Origin of the sequence: Phaeobacter sp. JH204B (genome assembly GCF_048055755.1) — a bacterium.
Classification (GTDB): domain Bacteria; phylum Pseudomonadota; class Alphaproteobacteria; order Rhodobacterales; family Rhodobacteraceae; genus Phaeobacter; species Phaeobacter bryozoorum.
Genome location: NZ_JAYMXF010000007.1, coordinates 42144 through 59736 on the forward strand (window position 1 = coordinate 42144; position 17593 = coordinate 59736).

18 protein-coding genes are annotated in these 17593 nt (G+C 59.6%); 5 read left to right on the forward strand and 13 right to left on the reverse strand.

Translation table 11 applies throughout. The features are described 5' to 3' along the window. Nucleotides 1-10: 10 nt before the first annotated feature. The 3 genes from rlmN to VXL81_RS02420 all read right to left on the reverse strand — a co-directional run bounded on the left by rlmN (nt 11) and on the right by VXL81_RS02420 (nt 2347). Complete coding sequence (rlmN, locus tag VXL81_RS02410) at nt 11-1195, reverse strand: 23S rRNA (adenine(2503)-C(2))-methyltransferase RlmN (RefSeq protein ID WP_416538111.1); 1185 nt, start codon at nt 1193-1195, stop codon at nt 11-13. Nucleotides 1196-1291: 96 nt separating this feature from the next. Then, nucleotides 1292-1675, reverse strand: coding sequence for a lysozyme inhibitor LprI family protein (locus tag VXL81_RS02415; RefSeq protein ID WP_416552805.1), 384 nt, complete (start codon nt 1673-1675; stop codon nt 1292-1294). Between the two features lie 141 nt (nt 1676-1816). Then, nucleotides 1817-2347: an invasion associated locus B family protein gene (locus tag VXL81_RS02420; RefSeq protein ID WP_340547204.1), complete on the reverse strand. Its 531-nt coding sequence runs from the start codon at nt 2345-2347 to the stop codon at nt 1817-1819. A gap of 174 nt (nt 2348-2521) precedes the next feature. Here VXL81_RS02420 and VXL81_RS02425 point away from each other — a divergent pair, with 174 nt between their 5' ends. Next, a complete protein-coding gene (locus tag VXL81_RS02425) occupies nt 2522-3520 on the forward strand; it encodes an asparaginase (protein ID WP_416534301.1) in 999 nt (332 codons plus the stop codon). A gap of 72 nt (nt 3521-3592) precedes the next feature. Here VXL81_RS02425 and VXL81_RS02430 read toward each other — a convergent pair whose 3' ends face one another. From VXL81_RS02430 to serB, 5 genes are all read right to left on the reverse strand, one after another. Continuing rightward, nucleotides 3593-3907 carry a hypothetical protein gene (locus VXL81_RS02430; protein WP_340547202.1) on the reverse strand — a complete coding sequence of 105 codons (315 nt, stop codon included), beginning with the start codon at nt 3905-3907 and terminating at the stop codon, nt 3593-3595. 62 nt (nt 3908-3969) lie between these two features. Continuing rightward, nucleotides 3970-4398: an SRPBCC family protein gene (locus VXL81_RS02435; RefSeq protein ID WP_416552807.1), complete on the reverse strand. Its 429-nt coding sequence runs from the start codon at nt 4396-4398 to the stop codon at nt 3970-3972. Beyond that, nucleotides 4395-4715, reverse strand: coding sequence for an ArsR/SmtB family transcription factor (locus VXL81_RS02440; RefSeq protein ID WP_340547200.1), 321 nt, complete (start codon nt 4713-4715; stop codon nt 4395-4397). The genes VXL81_RS02435 and VXL81_RS02440 overlap by 4 nt, the downstream gene beginning before the upstream one ends. 98 nt (nt 4716-4813) lie before the next feature. Beyond that, on the reverse strand, nt 4814-5572 hold the full coding sequence (locus tag VXL81_RS02445; RefSeq protein ID WP_416538108.1) for a TSUP family transporter: 759 nt from the start codon (nt 5570-5572) through the stop codon (nt 4814-4816). 4 nt (nt 5573-5576) lie between these two features. Beyond that, nucleotides 5577-6452: a phosphoserine phosphatase SerB gene (serB, locus tag VXL81_RS02450; RefSeq protein WP_416552809.1), complete on the reverse strand. Its 876-nt coding sequence runs from the start codon at nt 6450-6452 to the stop codon at nt 5577-5579. Nucleotides 6453-6977: 525 nt separating this feature from the next. Between serB and VXL81_RS02455 the strand changes: the two genes are divergently transcribed. The 3 genes from VXL81_RS02455 (at nt 6978) to VXL81_RS02465 (ending at nt 10693) form a co-directional block, all read left to right on the forward strand. Further along, nucleotides 6978-8159 (forward strand): phosphoserine transaminase, encoded by a 1182-nt coding sequence (locus VXL81_RS02455; RefSeq protein WP_416552811.1) that lies wholly within the window; start codon nt 6978-6980, stop codon nt 8157-8159. Between the two features lie 113 nt (nt 8160-8272). After that, on the forward strand, nt 8273-9868 hold the full coding sequence (gene serA, locus VXL81_RS02460; protein WP_416552813.1) for a phosphoglycerate dehydrogenase: 1596 nt from the start codon (nt 8273-8275) through the stop codon (nt 9866-9868). Between the two features lie 96 nt (nt 9869-9964). After that, entirely contained in the window at nt 9965-10693 is a 729-nt protein-coding gene (locus tag VXL81_RS02465) for a metallophosphoesterase family protein (RefSeq protein ID WP_416534306.1), read from the forward strand. A 75-nt stretch (nt 10694-10768) separates the two neighbouring features. Here the strand turns inward: VXL81_RS02465 and tdh are convergent, their stop codons facing one another. From tdh to VXL81_RS02480, 3 genes are all read right to left on the reverse strand, one after another. Then, on the reverse strand, nt 10769-11797 hold the full coding sequence (gene tdh, locus VXL81_RS02470; RefSeq protein ID WP_416552936.1) for an L-threonine 3-dehydrogenase: 1029 nt from the start codon (nt 11795-11797) through the stop codon (nt 10769-10771). 14 nt (nt 11798-11811) lie between these two features. Further along, complete coding sequence (locus tag VXL81_RS02475; RefSeq protein WP_416552815.1) at nt 11812-12999, reverse strand: glycine C-acetyltransferase; 1188 nt, start codon at nt 12997-12999, stop codon at nt 11812-11814. A gap of 120 nt (nt 13000-13119) precedes the next feature. Next, nucleotides 13120-13686 (reverse strand): helix-turn-helix domain-containing protein, encoded by a 567-nt coding sequence (locus tag VXL81_RS02480; protein WP_340547193.1) that lies wholly within the window; start codon nt 13684-13686, stop codon nt 13120-13122. 137 nt (nt 13687-13823) lie between these two features. Here VXL81_RS02480 and VXL81_RS02485 point away from each other — a divergent pair, with 137 nt between their 5' ends. Beyond that, nucleotides 13824-14999 (forward strand): acetyl-CoA C-acyltransferase family protein, encoded by a 1176-nt coding sequence (locus VXL81_RS02485; RefSeq protein ID WP_416539855.1) that lies wholly within the window; start codon nt 13824-13826, stop codon nt 14997-14999. A 71-nt stretch (nt 15000-15070) separates the two neighbouring features. On the opposite strand, the gene VXL81_RS02490 is transcribed toward VXL81_RS02485, so the two are convergent. Then, nucleotides 15071-16246 carry an ABC transporter permease gene (locus VXL81_RS02490; RefSeq protein ID WP_340547191.1) on the reverse strand — a complete coding sequence of 392 codons (1176 nt, stop codon included), beginning with the start codon at nt 16244-16246 and terminating at the stop codon, nt 15071-15073. A 5-nt stretch (nt 16247-16251) separates the two neighbouring features. Further along, nucleotides 16252-17523, reverse strand: a complete 1272-nt coding sequence (locus tag VXL81_RS02495; protein WP_340547190.1) for an ABC transporter permease — start codon at nt 17521-17523, stop codon at nt 16252-16254. Nucleotides 17524-17593 lie beyond the last annotated feature (70 nt).

Genomic DNA, 17593 nt, shown 5'->3' on the forward strand with positions numbered 1-17593 from the left:
GAGGTCGAGGTCAGGGGTTTAGCCCCGCCTCGGCCTCAATCTGTTTACGGCTCTTGCGCGCACGCTCGGTAGCCGATTTCAACTGACCACAGGCCGCCAGAATGTCCTCGCCCCGTGGTGTACGGATCGGAGAGGCATAGCCAGCCTGATAAATAATGTTGGCAAAGGCGTGAATCCGGTTGTTTGACGAACGCGTATAGGGCGAACCTGGCCATTCATTGAATGGGATCAGATTGACCTTCGCCGGGATCCCATCAATCAGCTCAACCAGACGATGGGCGTCTTCGTCGCTGTCATTCACGCCGTTCAACATCACATATTCAAAAGTGATCCGCTCCGAATTGGTCAGGCGCGGATAGGCGCGGAGCGCGTCCAGAAGTGCTTCGATATTCCAGCGTTTGTTGATCGGTACCAGTTTGTCGCGCACCTCATCGGTGGTCGCATGAAAGGACACAGCCAGCAGGCAGCCGATTTCCTCGGCCGTGCGCGCGATTTCCGGCACCACACCGGAAGTTGACAGGGTAATGCGACGCCGCGACAGGCTGATCCCCTCGGGGTCCATCGCGATCTTCATCGCGTCGCGCACGTTGTCAAAGTTGTAGAGCGGCTCTCCCATCCCCATCAGCACGATATTCGACAGCAAGCGCGTCTCATCCTTGGGCGCGCCGGGAACCGGCCATTCGTCCAGATCGTCACGCGCCATCATGATTTGGCCAACGATCTCGGCCGCCGTCAGGTTACGGACCAGTTTCTGCGTGCCGGTATGGCAGAACGAACAGGTCAGGGTGCAGCCCACCTGCGAGGAAATACACAGTGTACCGCGCCCTTCCTCAGGGATGTAGACCACCTCGACCTCATGGCCGCCAGCGATACGCACCAGATACTTGCGTGTGCCATCGGTAGAGACCTGTTTGCTCACCACCTCGGGAATCGCGATTTCAAAATGCTCGTCCAGCTGCGCGCGATAAGCCTTTGCGAGATTCGTCATCTCCGCAAAGTCGCGCTTGCCCCATTGATAGATCCACTGCCAGATCTGCCCGACCCGCATTTTGGCCTGCTTTTCCGGCGTACCATGTGCGATCAGTGTTTCCCGCAACTGGTCGCGGGTCAGACCTACTAGATTGATCTTGCCGCCCTCAGGCATCTTGCGAGGCAGGGTCAGGACGTCCTGGGTGATCGGCGCATTGGCGGTCATGGCAAAAAGACTCGGTCTGTTTGGGTGGATGCGGCTCTATATAGGATTCTTGCCAAAGATCAAAAGGAATCCTCCCGATTTTGCTTCGGCACTCTCTTACCGGGCGTAATCCATCAGCACGTCGACCCGATCCCGTGTCAGGCCAATACGACAGGATAGAACCGCGATACCGGTTCCCGAACCGCCGGCAAAGGTCTCCCCGACAAACGCGCAATGATCGTCACGGAACGTCTCCCAGGATGCCTGCCCCGCCTCCAGTGCAGGGATTGCGGTAGGTCGTCCGGTGGTATCATCAAGTTCGGCCATCGTATTGCGGGCATAATCAAACGCCTGTGAAAGAGCCATATTGGCGCGGGTTTCATCCGCCTCAAGGCAGCTGCGCAGGTCAACCTGAGAAACAGCACCGCTGCATTCCATTGCAGGATCCGCCAGAACCGGCAACGGCAATGCCAAGGCGAGTGTGACGATGTGGCGCCGCATGATGTGGAACTCCTAGGGTGTCATGACAGATGTTATCGGGCCGGGCAAAACACCTCCGACCCGTTCGACAGCTCAAAACCCGGATGCAGGCCGGGTCTCCTCGCACGTGCGCGACGCTCTGGGGGCGACCGCCGAGCGCAATCAGTTACAGCGTTTTTCGGCGTCCTCGACCGCGGCGGTAAAGCCCAGGAGCGAGAACGTGTCCTTGGTCTGTGTCCCACGTGCTGACCGGGCTGTCAGGACAGCCTGCGCGCCACGTTTCATCGCGGTGATGATCTTGGCGTCATCCGCAGCCGTTGCAGGCCAGGCCCACTCACCCTCTGTGAACAGCTCAAATTCGGTATCGCCCACTGCGAGATTCACGGTTGAGCCCGGCGCAAAGGGATAGCCGCCGGTGAAAGTCACCTGCCCCTTGTCGCCGGTTTCTGGCCGATAGAAAACGAACAGTTGGATCTTGCCACGACGCACGGCTTTCACGCGGCCGTCACGGGTGTTTACGGTCTCTTTCGGAGCGGAGACACCCCAGCATTCCTTGGGACTTTCGCCTTGAAACACGCTCCAGTCGACATTGCTCGCGACGCGATTGTCAGATTCTGCCTGCTGTGCGGATGCGCTGGTGGCCATTGCGGCCAGACACAGGCCCGCGACGCAGCGGACGAGTTTTGATGCCATTTGTCCCAACTCCAAAGACTGTCGTTACCTCAAATAAGCCAGGGTACATGCGGCGTTACCTTCGCCGTCTGGTCCCGATCCCCTCGCTTGTGTACTCATACACACTATCGTAACTATCGCCACGTGTGAAAGCCCGTTTTGGCGGGAAATTGCCAACAGGAAAGGCGTTTTGTGATGACCAAACCCGTACCGATGACTGAAGTGTGGCGCGGTCCGCTCTTGGAAAGCCTGCATCTGGGCCATGCCGTTGTCTGTAACGCCAAGGGAGAGATCGTGCGCAGCTGGGGCGATCCCGACGCGATTATTTACCCGCGCAGTTCCGCCAAGATGATCCAGGCGCTGCCTCTGATCACATCGGGCGCAGCGGCAAAATACGGGCTGACCTCTGAGCAGCTCGCCCTCGCCTGTGCTTCGCACAATGGTGCCGAGATTCACACCAGCCGCGTCAACGCCTGGCTGGATCAGCTGTCCATGACCGATCATGATTTCCGCTGCGGCCCGCAGCTGCCAGACGATATTCCGGCGCGAAACGCGCTGATCAAAACCGATACAAGCCCGTGTCAGGTTCACAATAACTGCTCCGGCAAGCATGCAGGCTTTCTGACGCTGTCCCAGCACCTGGGGGCCGGACCCGAATATGTAGAGATCGACCATCCGGTACAACAGGCCTGCCGCAGCGCCTTTGAGCAGGTGACCGACGAATCCAGCCCTGGCTATGGCATTGACGGGTGTTCAGCGCCGAATTTCGCAACCTCCGTGAAGGGTCTGGCACGGGCGATGGCCTGGTTTGCCTCCGCCTCTGACCGTTCGGACCGCGATGCCGATGCCGCGCAGCAGCTGGTGGCCGCGATGACAGCGCATCCCGAACTGGTCGCTGGCGAAACCCGCGCCTGCACCAACCTTATGCGTGCGATGGGTGGCAAGGTCGCGATCAAAACCGGCGCTGAAGCCGTCTTCATCGCCATCCTGCCCGAACAGAAACTGGGTGTGGCGCTGAAGATCACCGACGGTGCCACCCGCGCCAGCGAATGCGCAATTGCAAGTATTCTGGTGGGGCTGGGCGTTCTGGATGCCGACCATCCGGCAACACTGAAATATCGCAACGCCCCCCTGATCAATCGCCGAGGCATCGACTGTGGTTCGATCCGGCCCTCAGCTGAAATGCAGTTCTGACCAAAGATTGCCCCGGCACGCAGAACGCGGACCGGGGCAATCAAAGGCGTGTTCCAAGACAGCTATATGTGGTCACATTTCGATGATTTCGGCGACCTCAACAGAACCATCACCGCTGGTCACCATCGGGCAGCCATTGGCCATTTTACAGGCGGCATCTATGTCGACCGCTTCGACCACGGAATAGCCGGAGAGCGGATTGGCACCACCGTTGTCCGCGACGCCAGACTTCTGAACCGTCTTTGACATGCCGACAGGATTCCCCGGCACGACAAGCGCGTCTCCCATCCCGCCCATCCAGGTTTTCCAGGCATCCATGACCTTGGCGCCCTCTTCCGGTGTCTCCGGTGTCTTGCCGCCGTGATATGCAAAAATGAACTGTGGCATTGGGTACTCCTCCCCTGTTTAGGTCTTCGTTAAAACAGCTTCTCATTGTCGCAAGCCCGCAATCACGGGAGCTTGGACACCAGTTTTCGCAGAGACGATTCCCATCCGACCCGGTGGTTTTCGGCCATCTCCGAGTTGTCCAGATCCCGATGATCAACAATCAGCCGAGCACCCGTCTCAATAGCTTCAACGGTGAGGGTGACATGGCTTTCGTGCCCGCGCGCGCCTGCTTCGTCGTGCCACGCCCAGGTAAATCCGATCGACTGCGGCGGACGCACATGGGTGACCACACCTGAGACATGATAACGGTCTCCATCGGCATTCATCATGACCGTGGACCACGGCCCCTCCTGATGGAAATTCAGCGTATGCTCAGGCACGGTCAGCCCCTCTGGTCCCCACCATTGCAGGAGCTTCTCGGTATCGCTGATCCAGGCAAACAGCCAGTCCGGCGACACCTGGAATTCGCGTTCCAAGCGCAAATCCGTCATTCCATTTCCTCCCTTAGTGCTGCTTCCAGCCGATCGAGGCTGCTTTGCCAGAACGATTGCCGCGACAGGGTCCAGTCTGCGATCAGCTTCAGTCCCTCAGGCCGCGCTGAATACAATCGGCGTGTCCCATCGGCGCGCTGCGCCACCAATCCAGCCTCACGCAATACCTTGAGATGGCGCGAGATCGCCGGCGCAGTGATGCCCGATCCCCGCACCAGATCACCGGCTGGCAGTTCTCCGTGTTCCATCAGCTGTTCGATGATGGCCATACGCGTGCCGTCAGAGAGGGCGGAGAATGATTTGAGTAATGGAGTCATACCCAATATTAACACATGAGTTAATTAATGGATAGGTTAAATTCTATCGCAGCAGTGTTGTGATCCGTCTTGCCGCGTTGACGCCGACGTTCAGAAGATCACAGCATGTCCCACAGCAGCCGCAGCGCCAGAACAACTGAGGTCAGAACCAGCAATGGCTTGATCATGCGAGCGCCCTGCTTCTGCGCCAACCCGGCACCGACCCGGGCACCGGCGATCTGCGCGATACCCATCGCCAAGCCAACGCCCCACCATGGCGTCGCAACAAAAGCAAAGGCCAGCAGTGCTCCGGCATTGGACGCGAAATTCAATAGTTTCGTATGTGCCGTCGCACGCAGGATGCCAAGCCCGGCCAGAGACACAAAACCAAGCATGTAGAAGCTGCCAGCACCCGGCCCCAGCAATCCGTCGTAGAAACCGCAGAGCGGCACGATGGTGGCAGCAAATATCGCTGGCGACAGGCGCCGCGCCCGATCGCTGTCATCAAGCCCCTTCTTGGTGGCAAAGAACACGGCAATTCCGATCAGCAACAGCGGCAGGATCCACCGGATCCACGTCGTCGGCAGCACCGAAATCAACAGCGCGCCGCAGATTGACGCAATACCTGCAATCAGCGCAGATCCAGCCTGCCCGCGCAAATCGACGTGACCGCCGCGCGCATAGCTGAGGGCAGCGGTGGCCGCCCCGAACAATCCCTGAATCTTGTTGGTGGCAAGGGCGGTGATTGGGTTGGCCCCAGCCAAGAGCAAAACTGGCACCGTGATCAACCCGCCGCCACCGGCTATGGCATCAATGAACCCAGCCGCAAACCCTGCTGCCAGCAACAGCAGCAGGACTTCAAACCCTACCTCGAACATAATGTCAGCCTTTGAAATCGCTCAGGGCATAGCCCTGAATATAAAGAAGCGCCGTCAGGTCACCGTGGTTGATACGAATGTCGCATTCTGCGGCAACCGATGGTTTGGCATGGAGTGCTACACCGGCCCCGGCACGCCCCAACATGCCAAGATCATTCGCACCATCGCCAACCGCCATGACATCCGCCTCGGTCAATCCCAGACGCGCAGTGATCTGCTCTAGCGCGTCGACCTTTGCGGCCCGCCCCAGGATCGGCAGACCGACCTCACCGCTGAGGACGCCATCCGCCACAAGCAGCGTGTTTGCCCGGTTCTCATCAAAACCCAACCGATCCGAAACGCATTCGGTAAAGGCGGTAAAACCACCAGACACCAGGGCGGCATAGGCTCCATCGGCCTTCATCGTTGCCAGCAGCGTGGGGCCGCCCGGCATCAGCGTGATACGGCGATCCAGAACCTGATCAATCACCGCGACGGGCAAACCTTTCAGCAGCGCGACACGCTCCCGCAGGGCACCGTCGAAATCCAGCTCACCGTTCATGGCCCGCGCCGTGATCTCCTTCACCTGCGCACCCACACCGGCCTCTTCGGCCAGTTCGTCAATGCACTCCTGCTGGATCATGGTGGAGTCCATATCCGCCAGCAGCATCTTCTTCCGGCGCCCCGCTGTCGGCTGGATCACCAGATCCACGCCGAGATCCTGCAGATCCGCCCAAACGTCCCAGCGGTTGTCCGGCATCTGTTTCAGCGGAAACTCGGCCGCGGCCCCTAGCGCCAGCCACACCGCCTCATCACCGCCCCAGGCATTGCGCAGCGATTCGATCAGCGCGGGCTCCAGCAACGGGTTGGCGGGATTGCAAAGCAGGGTGGCGGTGTACATCGGCAGGCTCCTTAACTGGTTGAAGCGGGCAATATGCCAAAACGCGACTGAATATAAGGACTAAGCGACTCTTTTTGCTTGATTTATTGTGTGCGACTCACTGATGATGTGATTGAGGCCCGTCGGCACACTAGATCTGGTAGCGCCTGCTCCAGAAAGGAGGTGATGCTAATGGCTAAATCGTGCAAGACGGTAACGCGAACTGTACGGACGACTAAAAAGCCGGGACCCAAGACTGTTCCGGTGAAGCCGCACCGACGCTCAAAGCCCAAGAAGGGCTGCTAATCCGACAAGATTACACATGAAACGCCGGTGGGCCTCACCATTGAATCACAAGAAGATTCCGTGCGCAAATATTTTCCGGTGGAAATTCTAAGTTTCCGATGGTGGAAATTCATGTCGCAAAAAACAGATGAACAGCCGCATTTTTCCGAAATTTCTATTGCGTGCCGCGCTGCAGCACACTAGCTCTGAGGGCGGGACACCTCTCCCCAACGAGAGGCGCTTATCTGGAAGGATAGCATTATGGCTATTGAAGAACCGGCGTTGCACGCAACCGTGCACGAACCTACCGCGCGACCTGCCAATCCGCGTTTCTCCTCCGGCCCCTGTGCCAAACCCCCCGCATTTGATCTGACCAAGCTTGCTGGCGCTCCTCTGGGACGCAGCCACCGTGCCGCTGTCGGCAAGGACAAGCTGCTGGCCGCGATCGAAGGCACGCGCGAAATTCTCGGCGTACCGGCGGACTATAAGATCGGGATCGTTCCTGCTTCTGACACCGGTGCGGTCGAGATGGCAATCTGGAACCTGCTGGGTGCCCGCGGAACCGAAATGCTGGCCTGGGAGAGCTTTGGCGCAGGATGGGTGACCGATGTGGTGAAACAGCTGAAGCTGGACGCCACCGTCAAGACCGCTGACTATGGTGAGCTGGTTGATCTGGCCACAGTCGATTTCACCAAGGACGTCGTTTTCACCTGGAATGGCACCACCTCCGGTGTGCGCGTCCCAAACGGCGACTGGATCCGCGCTGATCGCGAGGGCCTCACAATCTGTGACGCCACCTCCGCCGCCTTCGCGCAGGATCTGCCTTGGGACAAACTGGATGTGACAACCTTCTCCTGGCAGAAGGTGCTGGGCGGCGAAGCGGCGCACGGCATGATCATCCTCAGCCCCCGCGCGGTTGAACGACTGGAAAGCTACACTCCCGCCTGGCCTCTGCCGAAGATTTTCCGCCTGACCAAGGGCGGCAAGCTGATAGACGGTATTTTCAAAGGCGCGACCATCAACACTCCCTCGATGCTCGCCGTTGAGGATTATCTTCTCGCGCTGGACTGGGCGCGGTCCGTCGGCGGCCTTGACGGGCTAAAGGCCCGCGCCAACGCCAATGCACAGGCAATCTTCAATTTCTGCGCCGCCAAGCCATGGCTTGCGAATCTGGCAGCCGACCCTGCCACCCGCTCCAATACATCGGTTTGCCTGAAGTTCACCGATGCGCGCATTGCAGATGGTGCTGCCTTCGCCAAGGCTGTTGCCAAACGTCTCGAAGACGAAGATGTCGCCCTGGACATCGGCGCCTATCGGGATGCCCCTGCCGGTCTGCGCATCTGGTGCGGCGGCACCGTCGAAACCTCTGATATCGAGGCCATGCTGCCCTGGCTTGAATGGGCGTTTGAGGCTGAAATCGCGGCTCAATCCGCCGCAGCCTGACCCCCAAGCGCCTGCCCCGCACCAGCTGGGCAGGCATCAGACGACTTGCCGCCGACACAGGCGTTTCACCCAGACATTCGGCCCGACCGACCCCCGCATGAAGGACCCCACTCATGGCTCCCAAAGTTCTCATCTCCGACAAACTCTCTGAAGCCGCTGTTCAGATCTTTCGTGATCGCGGCATCGATGTTGATTTCCAGCCGGACCTTGGCAAAGACAAGGACAAGCTGGCCGCGATCATCGGCGATTACGACGGTCTCGCGATCCGCTCCGCGACGAAAGTTACCCAGAAAATCCTCGACAATGCCACCAATCTCAAGGTGATCGCACGCGCTGGCATCGGGACGGACAATATTGACAAGGATGCCGCCTCTCAGAAGGGCGTGATCGTGATGAACACGCCCTTTGGCAACATGATCACCACCGCGGAGCACGCCATCGCCATGATGTTCGCCGTCGCCCGGCAGATCCCCGAGGCCTCGGCCTCCACCCATGCCGGCAAATGGGAAAAATCCAAATTCATGGGCGTTGAGCTGACCAACAAGACCCTCGGCGTGATCGGCGCCGGCAACATTGGCGGTATCGTCTGCGACCGCGCCCGCGGCCTGAAGATGAAAGTGGTCGCCTATGATCCGTTTCTCAGCCAGGAGAAAGCTGACAAGATGGGTGTTGAGAAGGTTGACCTGGACGAGCTGCTCGCCCGCGCCGATTTCATCACCCTACACGTGCCGCTGACCGACCAGACCCGGAATATCCTGTCCAAGGAGAACCTGGCCAAAACCAAGAAAGGCGTGCGTATCATCAACTGCGCCCGTGGCGGTCTGGTGGATGAAGCGGCGCTGGCGGAGCTGCTGACCTCAGGCCATGTCGCCGGTGCTGCTTTTGATGTCTTCTCCGAAGAACCGGCCATGACCAACCCGTTGTTTGGCCTGCCAAATGTAGTCTGCACCCCCCATCTCGGTGCAGCCACCAGCGAAGCCCAGGAAAACGTTGCCCTTCAGGTTGCCGAGCAGATGTCGAATTACCTGCTCGACGGCGCGGTTGAGAACGCATTGAACATGCCTTCGATGACCGCCAAGGAGGCGCGCGTGATGGGCCCATGGGTCGCGCTTTCCGGGCATCTCGGTGGCTTCATCGGTCAGATGACGGATGAACCCATTCAGGCCATCAACATCCTCTATGATGGCGTGGCCGCCGAGATGAACCTAGCGGCACTGAACTGCTCGGTGGTCGCGGGCATCATGAAGAAGCTCAATCCCGATGTGAACATGGTCTCCGCGCCCGTGGTGGCCCGCGAACGTGGCATTCAGATTTCCACCACCAATCAGGACAAATCCGGCGCCTTCGACGGCTATATCAAGGTCACGGTTGTGACCAGCAAGCGTGAGCGTTCGGTGGCCGGGACGGTGTTCTCGGATGGCAAACCTCGTTTCATCCAGATCAAGGGCATCAATATCGACGCAGAGGTGGGCGCGCATATGCTCTATACCACCAACGAGGATGTGCCCGGGATCATCGGTACCCTCGGTCGCATTCTGGGCGATATGGGCGTGAATATCGCCAACTTCACGCTTGGCCGTTCGCAGGCCGGCGGTGAGGCGATCGCACTGCTCTACGTTGATGAACCGGTACCGGCTGCGGCTCGCGCGGCCTTGGCGGAAACCGAGTTTTTCAACCAGATCAAGCCGCTGCAGTTTGATCTCAGCTGATCCCTAGCCTATCAGAGATTTCAATGAATGCGCCGCCGAGCTATGAAGGCGGCGCATTTCTCGTTTGGCACCATGAATATCCCGCAGGAGAGTCCCATGACCGCCCCAATATATGCAATCGGCGATATCCACGGCCAGCTTGGGATGCTGGAAGAGGCTCTGGACCTGATCGAGGCAGATGGCGGGCGCGATGCGTCGGTGGTCTTCCTGGGCGACTTCATTGATCGCGGCCCCGACAGCCGGGGGGTGATCGATCACCTGATCACCGGGCAAAAGGACGGTCGCAACTGGATAACCCTATTGGGCAATCACGACCGCATGTTCGCCTGGTTCATGGAGGATACGCCGCGCCACGACCCGCATATGCTGGTGGGCTATCACTGGTTGCACGACCGTATCGGTGGTCTCGAAACGCTCGAAAGCTACGGAGTGACCTTCCCAGAGCGAACCCGTCTTGCCGACGTCCATGCCGAGGCGAGAGCCGCGGTCCCCGACAGCCATGTCGCCTTTCTGAAACGTTTGACAACCATGCATCAAACCAGCGATCTCGCTTTCGTCCACGCAGGAATCCGGCCTGGCGTTGCGCTGGAAAACCAGATCGAAAATGATCTGGTCTGGATACGCCAGTCCTTTCATCAGGAACGCGCCCCCCACCCCAAGCTTATCGTTCACGGTCACACTCCGGTGGAGCGCGCTACACATTATGGCAATCGCGTGAACCTCGACAGCGGCGCCGGTTTCGGCAAACCGCTCAGCACAGCCGTTTTCGAATCCGGCCTGGTCTGGTTGCTCACCAGCAAAGGCCGACAGGCCCTCACCCCATAAGCCCATCTTCTGGCTTCAAATATCCTGGGGGTGAGCGCCAGGGGCGCGAGGGGGCAAAGCCCCCTCTTCCCGACATCACGTCCAGTCCAGCACCACCTTGCCGCTGGAGCCGGATTTCATTGCCGCAAAGCCGTCGGCGAAATCATCGACGCCGAACCGGTGGGTGATGACCCGGCTCACATCCAGCCCGTTCTGTAGCATTGCGATCATCTTGTACCAGGTCTCGAACATCTCGCGCCCGTAGACGCCTTTGATGGTGATCGCCTTGAACACGATCCGTGACCAGTCGACCGGCGATTTGCCCGGCGGAATGCCCAGGAGTGCAATCTTGCCGCCCATTACCAGCGCCTCCACCATTTGGTCGAGTGCCGCCTGGCTGCCGGACATCTCCAGCCCAACGTCGAACCCCTGTTTCAACCCCAGCTCCCGCACCACGTCGTGCAGGTCTTCCTGTGCCACGTTCACCGCGCGCACGGTCGGCACCACATGTTCTGCCAGCGCCAGCCGGTCCGGGTTGATATCGGTGATCACCACATGCCGCGCGCCGGCATGTTTCGCCACCGCCGCCGCCATGATGCCGATGGGGCCCGCACCGGTAATCAGCACATCCTCCCCCAAGAGGTCAAAGCTCAGCGCGGTATGCACCGCATTCCCGAGCGGATCGAGGATGGCGCCGATCTCATCCGGAATGTCATCTGGCAGCGGCACCACGTTGAATGTCGGCAGTTTCAGGTACTGGGCAAAGGCCCCCTGCTCGTTCACCCCGATGCCGCGGGTGCCCGGGTCCAGGTGGAACTTGCCGGCCCGGCTCTGGCGCGAGTCGGTCTTGATCAGATGCCCCTCGCCGGAGCAGCGCTGCCCCACCGTCAGATCGGTGACATTGCGGCCGATCTCGACAATCTCGCCCGCGAACTCATGGCCGGTGATCATCGGCACCGGCACGGTGTGGGCGGCCCATTCATCCCAGTTCCAGATGTGGATGTCGGTGCCGCAGATGCCGGTTTTCTTCACCTTGATCAGCACCTCGTCCGGGCCGATCTCCGGCACCGGCGCCTGCACCATCCACAGACCCTCCTGCGGATGGCTCTTTTCCAGCGCCTTCATCGTGTTCGGACGGCTCATGACAGGATCCCCAATTCCTTGCCCACCTTGCCAAAGGCGGCCAATGCACGGTCCAGCTCATCCCGTGTCAGCGCCGCATTCATCTGAGTGCGGATCCGCGCCTGGCCGCGCGGCACCACAGGGAAGAAGAAGCCGGAGACATAGACGCCCTCGTCGAACAGACGCGCCGCCATATCCTGCGCCAGCCGCGCCTCGCCCAGCATCACCGGGATGATCGGATGCTCACCCGGCAGCAGATCAAAGCCCAGTTTCTCCAGCCCCGCGCGCCAGTATTTCGCATTCTCGAACAGCTGCGCCCGCAGCCCGTCACCTTCCTCCACCAGCCGGATCGCTTCCAGCCCGGCAGCAACAATTGATGGCGGCAGCGAATTGGAGAACAGATAGGGCCGCGCCCGCTGCCGCAGCAGGTCGATCACTGGCTGCGGCCCAGCGATGTAACCGCCGATGGCCCCCCCAAGTGCTTTGCCCAATGTCCCGGTGACGATATCCACGTCCACTCCGAAATGCTCCGGCGTGCCGGCGCCTGTTGCGCCCATGAAGCCGGTCGCATGGCAGTCATCGACCATCACGATGGCATCGTATTTGTCCGCCAGCGCCCGGATCTCCGGCAGCTTCGCCAGATAACCGTCCATTGAGAACACGCCGTCGGTGGCGATCATGATATGCCGCGCGCCGTCCTCCCGGGCCTGTTTCAGCCAGGCCTCCAGATCGTTCATATCGCTGTTCAGGTAGCGGTAGCGCTTCGCCTTGCACAGCCGGATACCGTCGATGATCGAGGCATGGTTCAGGCTGTCGGAAATGATCGCATCCTCCGGCCCCAAGAGCGGCTCGAACAGCCCGCCATTGGCGTCGAAACAGGCAGCAAACAGGATTGCATCATCTTTCCCGAGGAACTTCGCCAGCCGCTGCTCCAGCTCCCGGTGAATGTCCTGAGTGCCGCAGATGAAGCGGACAGAAGCCATCCCGAAGCCTTTGTCATCCATTACGCCGCGCGCAGCAGCGATGAGGTCGGGGTGATCTGCAAGGCCAAGGTAATTGTTGGCACACAGGTTGATGACCGCCGCATCCCCAACCCTGATCTCGCCCCCCTGAGGGGAGGTGATCATTCGTTCCCGCTTGTAAAGACCATCAGCTTTGATCTCTTCCAGGGTCTTGGAGATGTCGGTCAGAAAATCAGTAGACATGCGGAAACTCCTTCTCGTTCGAGTCGGAGTTCTAGCATAGCGGATAAATTTCCGAAATAGGGGATTTCAAGATAGTGGACAAAAATCCGTCAAAATGGAAGGCACGCCTATTCTGGCCAATCACGCATTCTTCACGATCAGAAACAGACGTGCCGGACCGTCCTGTGCAGCGATGGAATGCGTCACATCTGCAGCATAGCGGGCGGTATCCCCTGCGTGCAACCGTTCGGTCGCACTGCCCGAACAGAGCGCAACAGTCCCGTCGAGAACCGTCAGGTGTTCGACCGTTCCGCGCCCATGAGGCTGGCTGTTCAATGCGCCCCCTTCTTTGAGCCGGATATCGTAGACCTCGTGGCCGCCGGCGTCTTCAGGTGGAGAAAGAATGCGGATCAGACAGCCCTCCCCCATGTTTTCAATGGAAGGGACATCGCCATCGCGCAGGACTTCGATCCGGTCCTGTGCCTCTTGACTGTCCAGCAGCCCCGCAAAATCCACCTGTAACGCACGCGTCAGGTTCCACAGGGTCGCAATCGTTGGTGAGCTCTCGCCGCGTTCAATCTGGCTCACCATGGAGCGGCTGACACCGGAGAGATTGGCCACAGCCTCCAGGCTGAGGCCCTGGGCACGACGCGCCTCTTTCAGGCGGGCGGGCAGAAGCGTCAGGATATCGTCTACATTTTCCGTCATGGCGGAATCTCTGCGCCTTTGAAATCCATTTGTCAAACAGGAGCGGCATCAGGGCTAAACTGTTATGACGGCACGTTTCGCAGGACAGGCCATGCTGCATCTGCATAATCAGCGCGAAACTCATGAGGAGAGAGACCATGACCGATATCGTGATCCTGGATGGCGCCCGTACCGCCATCGGCACCTTTGGTGGATCGCTGGCGGGCACCACCCCAATTGATCTGGCAACCGTGGCATCCAAAGCCGCTATGGAACGTTCCGGCGTTGAGCCGGGGCAGATCGGCAATGTGGTCTTTGGCCATGTAATCAATACCGAACCGCGCGACATGTACCTGAGTCGTGTCGCTGCGATGCAGGCCGGCATTCCGAACGGTACGCCTGCGATGAACGTGAACCGCCTCTGCGGCTCAGGCGCACAGGCGATTGTCTCCGGCATCCAGTCGCTGATGCTGGGCGACGCGGAATTTGCCCTCACCGGTGGCGCCGAAAACATGTCGCGCAGCCCCTTCATCGTACCAAGCGCCCGCTGGGGGCAGAAAATGGGCGATGCCCGCGCGCTCGACATGATGCTGGGCGCCTTGAACTGCCCCTTTGGGACCGGTCACATGGGGGTGACCGCAGAAAACGTCGCGGATGAGCATGACATCACGCGCGCCCAGATGGATGAATTTGCGCTGACCAGCCAGACCCGCGCCGCTGCGGCAATCGAGGCCGGGCATTTTGCCAGCCAGATCACGCCGGTCGAGGTCAAGGTGAAGCGTGACATGGTGGCCTTTGAGGTGGATGAACACCCCAAGGCCAGCACAATGGAAACACTTGGCGGCCTGAAACCGGTGTTCAAGAAGGACGGCCGTGTCACTGCTGGCAACGCAAGCGGCATCAACGATGGTGCCGCCGCAATCGTCATGGCCACAGCTGAGGCTGCCCAGAAAGCTGGCCTGAAGCCCAAGGCCCGTATTCTGGGCTACGCCCATGCAGGTGTCCGCCCTGAAGTGATGGGAATCGGTCCGGTGCCTGCTGTGCAGAACCTGCTGAAGAAAACCGGGCTCTCCGCCAGCGACTTTGACGTGATCGAATCGAACGAAGCCTTTGCCGCGCAGGCGCTGGCCGTGAACAAGGAATTGGGACTGGATCCGGCCAAGGTAAACCCGAATGGCGGCGCGATTGCGCTTGGCCATCCGGTGGGCGCAACTGGCGCGATCATCACGCTGAAGACACTTTACGAGCTGGAGCGGATCGGCGGCTCCAAGGGGCTCATCACCATGTGCATTGGTGGCGGCCAGGGTATCGCCCTCGCAATCGAACGCCTCTGATCCCCGCATCCGCTGAAACGCAAAAAAGGCCCCGGTTCTCACCGGGGCCTTTTTGTTGGATGACGCTGATATCAGCTCGGGCTCATGCCGCGCAGACGCTCCGACCGGCGACGCAGCATCTCGACCACCGTCAGCAGGCAGATCGACACCACGACCAGAATGGTCGCAACCGCCAGAATGGTCGGCGAAATCTGTTCGCGCAGGCCGGTGAACATCTGCCAGGGCAGGGTTTTCTGCCCGGCAGACCCGACAAAGAGCACAACGACAACTTCATCAAAGGAGGTGATGAAGGCAAACAGACCACCAGAAATCACGCCGGGCAGGATCAGCGGCATCTGCACGCGGAAGAAGGTGGTGACCGGACCGGCCCCCATATTTGCAGCCGCACGCGTCAGAGACCGGTCGAAACCAACCAGAGTGGCGGTCACGGTAATGATCACAAACGGAATGCCAAGGGCTGCATGCGCCAGAACCACACCAAAGTATGTCCCCTGCAGACCAATCCGGCTGTAGAAGAAATACATCCCGGCAGCCGAGATGATCAGCGGCACGATCATCGGCGAAATCAGGATCGCCATAATTGCCCGACGGAAGGGCACATGCGGCTGGCTGAGGCCAATGGCGGCCAGCGTACCGAAACCCACCGACAGAATGGTCGCCATCGGCGCGATCTTGATGGAGTTCCACATCGCCTGCTGCCAGTCGGCATTGGTGAAGAAGTCACGATAGTGCTTCAGCGAATAGCCTTCGGGATCGAATTGCAGCATCTCCGGCGTGAAGGTGAAGAAATCCTGAGCGTTGAACGACAGTGGCATCACCACAAGGATCGGCGTGATCAGAAAAACGAAGACCGCCCCGCAGATTACCCGAAACGTATAGTGCCAAAGCACCTGGCCAGGTGTGAGATATGGCGCCAGATGCACACGGTAGCGTGACGTCGAGAGCCAGAAGATGAACCAGCCGACAAAGGCACCGAACAGTATACCGATGACGGCCGAGGGCAGCCCGCCCATTACAAAGCCTGCGATGGCAAAGGCTGCGATCAGGATCCATCGGATCAGCCGCTCCTGATCGCGAAGCCCCGCCAAGACAAAGCCCAGCCCGCCAACAAGAGCAGCGCCGATCAGTACCCCCAGAAGGCCAGAGCCCTGCGCAGTGCCGACAAACAGGCCGAAGAAGGCGCCGGCCGCCGCAGCGACCATCGCCACGAAACCAGGAGTTTGGTTTTCAACAGGTGTCAAAGCCATGTGTCTTATCCCAGTTTCACGTTGTCGATACCGACAATCTTGTCATAGGCCCAGTAGAGCGCGAGTACGACGACCAGCAGAATAGTGCCAAGCGCGGCCGCAAGGCCCCAGTTGAGCGACTGCGAGATGTGGAAAGCGATCCGGTTCGAGATGAAGACACCTTTGGTGCCGCCGACCAGCTCCGGCGTGATGTAGTAGCCAATCGCCAGAATGAAGACGAGGATCGAACCCGCACCGATACCCGGCACAGACTGCGGGAAGTAGACCCGCCAGAACGCCGTCCAGTTGGTGGCGCCAAGAGACTTGGCAGCGCGCAGATAGGACGGATTGATCGTCTGCATCACCGAATACATCGGCAGGATCATGAACGGCAGCAGAATGTGGGTCATCGCCACGATCGTACCGAACTGGTTGTTGATCATCACAAGGCGCGCATCATCTGCGACCAGTCCCAGCCAGACCAGCGTGTCATTGATGACGCCCTGCTGCTGCAGCATGACCTTCCAGGCCGATGTTCGTACCAGAAGCGACGTCCAGAACGGCAGCAACACCAGGATCATCAGCAGGTTTGCGGATCTTGACGGCAAATTCGCCAGGATCCAGGCCACCGGATATCCAAGTATGATGCAGCTCACCGTAATCGCCAACGACATGATCAGTGTCCGCAGGAACAATGTTCCATAGATCCGCTCGTTCTCGGGTCGCAGCTCTGCCCCTTCTGCGCCTTTCTGGAAATCAGCCGCATTCAGAAAATAACCGTTGGTATAGGCCCCAGAGTAAGTCTGGATAGTGCGCCAGACCTCCGGGTCGGTCCAGTCCTTGTCAATCTTGAAGAACTGCTCCTTGAACGGACCATCCTGAGCCAGATCCCAACGCTTGACCTTGCGCCCGGCCTTGCGGAACAGCGAGGAAATGCCGGGGTTTTCGTAGTTCAGGCGCGAGCCGACGCGCGTATGGGTTTTCTCCTCGGCGGCGACCTGAAGGTCGGCAGCCAATGCGGCAAACACAGCCTCATCCGGAGCTTGCCCGGAGTTTGCATCCCAATCCTGAAGCGCGACAACGGTCTTGGGCAGGGTGTCAGAGACGATCCTATTCTCAACCGAGCGGAACAGCATATCAGCAATCGGGAGAATGAAGGTCAGAAGAACAAACAGCAGAAGCGGCGCGATCAGCATCAGGGCGCGAATTTTCTGCATCCGGAGAGCTCGGGCCAGGCTACGCTTCAGCGGCGTGCCATCGGCGGCCAAGACCGGTCCGGTGTGGGTGGTATCGCTCATGGGTAGGAGCCCCCGTCGGAATTTTTTGTTGGTGGAGAAAGGGCTGCGCGCCAGGCACACAGCCCCTTCC